Source organism: Burkholderia sp. LMG 13014 (assembly GCF_905232215.1).
In the GTDB taxonomy this organism is placed as follows: Bacteria; Pseudomonadota; Gammaproteobacteria; order Burkholderiales; family Burkholderiaceae; genus Burkholderia.
Genome location: NZ_CAJNKE010000595.1, coordinates 1 through 3,565, shown reverse-complemented (window position 1 = coordinate 3,565; position 3,565 = coordinate 1). Strand labels below are relative to the sequence as shown.

4 protein-coding genes are annotated in these 3,565 nt (G+C 69.2%); 3 read left to right on the top strand and 1 reads right to left on the bottom strand.

The features are described from left to right. Nucleotides 1-154 precede the first annotated feature (154 nt). Genes JYJ84_RS31535 through JYJ84_RS31525 form a run of 3 tightly spaced genes read left to right on the top strand, consistent with a single transcriptional unit; the run spans nt 155 to nt 3,154 of the window. Nucleotides 155-1,393, top strand: a complete 1,239-nt coding sequence (locus JYJ84_RS31535) for an ABC transporter substrate-binding protein (RefSeq protein ID WP_174960600.1) — start codon at nt 155-157, stop codon at nt 1,391-1,393. Between the two features lie 34 nt (nt 1,394-1,427). Beyond that, nucleotides 1,428-2,297 (top strand): carbohydrate ABC transporter permease, encoded by an 870-nt coding sequence (locus tag JYJ84_RS31530; RefSeq protein ID WP_043179796.1) that lies wholly within the window; start codon nt 1,428-1,430, stop codon nt 2,295-2,297. Further along, nucleotides 2,294-3,154: a carbohydrate ABC transporter permease gene (locus tag JYJ84_RS31525; RefSeq protein ID WP_122947569.1), complete on the top strand. Its 861-nt coding sequence runs from the start codon at nt 2,294-2,296 to the stop codon at nt 3,152-3,154. Before JYJ84_RS31530 ends, JYJ84_RS31525 begins: the two co-directional genes overlap by 4 nt. Nucleotides 3,155-3,186: 32 nt before the next feature. On the opposite strand, the gene JYJ84_RS31520 is transcribed toward JYJ84_RS31525, so the two are convergent. Beyond that, nucleotides 3,187-3,565 (bottom strand): substrate-binding domain-containing protein (locus tag JYJ84_RS31520; protein ID WP_205189930.1); only part of this gene is annotated, 379 nt, incomplete at its 5' end.

The window sequence follows — 3,565 nt, the reverse complement described above, 5'->3', positions numbered from 1 at the left end:
CAGGCGCCGCGCACCGTCGATCGCCGCGTGCCATAAATTCTTAACGATCGGCGTGAACAATGGCGTTCGCTTCAGGCGGCCAGAAGCGTCGCCCGCGTTGCACACGTGTGCAACGCCTGGCCGTCCCGCCACCACGCCGAACGAGAGAGACCTCATGACCTTGCTGAGCCGCCTGCGCGCGCTGTCCGCCGCCCTTGCGCTGTCCTTCGCTGCCACGCACGCCGTTGCCGCGGATCTCGTCATCGCGGGCCGCGACGACATCTACGGCAAGGGGCTGGCCGACGCCGTCGCCGGCTTCAACAAGCTGCACCCGGGCACCGAGATCGAGCTGCTCAAGCTGCCGAACGCGAACCTGTACCAGAAGCTCAAGCTGTCGATGCGCGAAGGCACCGGCGCATACGACCTCGTGATGATGGACGACACGTGGGCACCCGAATTCATCGGCAACGGCTGGCTGAAGCCGCTGCCTGCATCGCTCGTGGACGCCGATCTCGTGCCGTCCACCGTCGCGCTCGGCCGCAACGCGGCCGGCGCGCTGTACGCGCTGCCGATCGTCGGCAACGTCGAGATGTTCGCGTACCGCAAGGACCTGCTCGCGAAGTACAAGCTGCAGCCGCCACGCAACTGGGACGACGTGCTGAAGATCGCGCAGACCGTCGGCGGCGCGGACAAGAGCGTGTCGGGCGTCGTGTTCCGCGGCACGAAGGGCAACCCGGTCGTGACGGGCTTCCTGCCGATCCTGTGGGCTTACGGCGGCGACGTGTTCGACCATGCCGGCAACGTGACGATCGATTCGCGCGAGGCACAGGCCGCACTGAAGACCTTCCTCGCGCTGAAGGCGTCCGCGCCGAAGGATGTCGACGTGTACGGCGCGGCGGAAGTGCGCGATGCGCTGCAGCGCGGCACGGCCGCGCAGTCGATCGAGGTGTGGCCGGCGTGGGTGCCGGCGCTCGACGATCCGAAGCAGTCGCGCGTGGTCGGGCAGATCGCGCTGCAGCCGCCGCCGGGGCAGACCGCGGGCCCGGCGCCGATGCTCGGCATCTGGCAGATGGGCATTCCGAAGGATGCGCCGCACGCGAAGCTCGCGCAGGACTTCCTCGCTTACCTGACCGCGCGCGACACGCAGACGCGCCTCGCCGGCATCGGCATTCCGCCGACCCGCCGCAGCGTGTTCAACGATCCGGCGCTGGTGCGCCAGTACCGCTGGTATCCGGATCAACTGAAGGCGCTCGAAGCCGGCCGTGCGCGGCCGCGCGTGAAGGACTGGCAGCAGGTCGAGAGCATTCTCGGCGACCAGCTGCAGCTTGCGCTGACGGGGCAGGCCGCACCTGACGCCGCACTGCGTCAGGCGCAGCAGAAGATCGCGCAGGCGACGGCCGCGGCCGGCAAGTGACGGCGCGTCTCGAACCATCGCCGGGATACCGCGCATGAAAGCCTTCGGCCGCAGCCTGCCGTTCGTCGCGCTGCTCGGGCCCGCGCTGCTGGTGCTTGCCGCGCTCGCGCTGTATCCGGTCGCGCAGGTGCTGATCGATTCGTTCTGCCAGGTTGACTACTCGGCCGGCCGGCGTGCGTTTGCCGGGCTCGCGAACTATCGCGCGGTGCTCGGCGACGATGCGTTCACGGCCGGCTTCGGCAACACGCTGCGCTTCACGATCGTCGCGTCGCTCGCCGAAGTCGCGCTGGGTTTCGGCCTCGCGCTGCTGTTCGTGCGTGCGTTTCCGGGGCGGCGCATCGCGCTGCCGCTCGCGATCCTGCCGATGATGCTGTCCACGCTCGTGTGCTCGGCGATCTGGCGCAACTGGCTCAACTTCGACGGCTTCCTGAACGCGCTGCTCGCGGCGTTCGGCATCGAAGGCGTGCGCTGGCTGTCCGACCCGCATCTCGCGCTGTGGTCGCTCGCGCTCGTCGACGTATGGCAGTGGACGCCGATGGCGTTCCTGATCGTGCTCGCCGGGCTGCAGTCGATTCCGCAGGAACTGTACGAAGCCGCGCGCACCGACGGCGCGAGCGAGTGGCAGTGCCTGCGCGACATCACGCTACCGCTCGCGGCGCCGCAGATCGGCCTTGCGCTGCTGCTGCGCTCGATCGATACGTTCAAGCTGTTCGACAAGGTCTATGCGCTGACGGGCGGCGGCCCCGGCAACGCGACGCAGACGCTGTCGACCTATATCTACGACACGGGCTTCCGCTTCTTCAACGTCGGGCCGGCGAGTGCCGCGTCGGTGCTGATGCTCGCGGCGTCCGCGCTGCTGGTCTCGGGGTACGTATGGCAGACGGTTCGCAAGCGGCGCGCATGACGGCGCAACCCGCGGGCATCACGGGCGCACGAACGGGCGCCGCTTTCGGTCGCGCGCTGCCGTGGGCACTGCGCATCGCAGCGCTTGCGCTGCTGCTGCTGCCGTGCCTGTGGATGGCCGGCGCGGCGTTCATGCCGACGCTCGAACGCCTCGACCATCCGTTGCGGATCTGGCCGGCCGCGCCGACCTTCGAGCATTTCGCATCGGTCTGGTCCAACGGCATCGGCGCGCCGCTGTTCAATTCATTGCTGGTCGGCTTCGGCACGACGCTGCTCGCGCTGGCGCTCGCGTTTCCGGCCGCGTATGCGCTCGTGCGGCTGCGGTTTCCGGCGCGGCTCGACCTGCTGTTCCTGGTGCTCGTGCTCGCGTTGAAGCTGATGCCGCCGATCACGATCGCGGTGCCGCTGTTCGCGCTCGCGAAGCGGCTGCACCTGCTCGATTCGACGCTCGGCCTGATGCTCGCGTACCAGATCTACGCGTTGCCGATGGCGATCTGGATGCTGCTCGCATTCGTGCGCGACGTGCCGATCGAATACGAGGAAGCCGCCTGCATCGACGGCGCGGGGCTCGCGCGCCGGCTCGTGCAGATCGTGCTGCCGTTGTGCGCGCCGGGGCTGATCGCGACCGCGATCTTCGTGTTCATCGCCGCGTGGAACGAATTCCTGATCGCGCTGCTGTTCGTGTCGACGCCGAGCCGCTTCACGCTGCCGCTCGCGATTGCCGGCTACGTGACGGAGAACGGCATCGACTGGGGCGACCTGATGAGCGCGGGGCTGATGGCGTCGCTGCCGACCCTGGCCGTGGCCGGCTACGTGCAGCGCTACCTGTTGCGCGGGTTCGCGGGCGGGCTGAAGTGACGCGCGGCAACGCCGCGCCCGATCTCCCCGTGTTACTCGCAACTGGCCCGCACCACCTGCGTGACCGGCACGACGCGCGTGCGCGACGGGCCGTCGAACGTCTGCATCCGGTCGGCGAGCAGGTCGACTGCCGCCTGCGCGAGGCCGCGCGTGTCCTGCCGGAGCGTCGTGAGCCGATACGCATCGTATTCGGCGGCCGGGATGTCGTCGAAGCCGATCACCCGCACGTCGTCCGGCACGCGCAACCCGAATTCGCTGCGCGCGACGTCGATCACGCCGAGCGCGAGCAGGTCCGACGAGCAGAACACGCCGTCGGGCCGCTTGCCGTTCGCGAACAGTTGCCGCGCCGCTTCGACGCCGCTCGCATGGGTGTCGGACGGTGTGTCGAGCACGTGCGCGAGCGTCGCGTCG

Coding starts and splice junctions, on each gene's coding strand:
- JYJ84_RS31535 (WP_174960600.1), top strand. CDS start 155: ATGACCTTGCTGAGCCGCCTGCGCGCGCTGTCCGCCGCCCTTGCGCTG.
- JYJ84_RS31530 (WP_043179796.1), top strand. CDS start 1,428: ATGAAAGCCTTCGGCCGCAGCCTGCCGTTCGTCGCGCTGCTCGGGCCC.
- JYJ84_RS31525 (WP_122947569.1), top strand. CDS start 2,294: ATGACGGCGCAACCCGCGGGCATCACGGGCGCACGAACGGGCGCCGCT.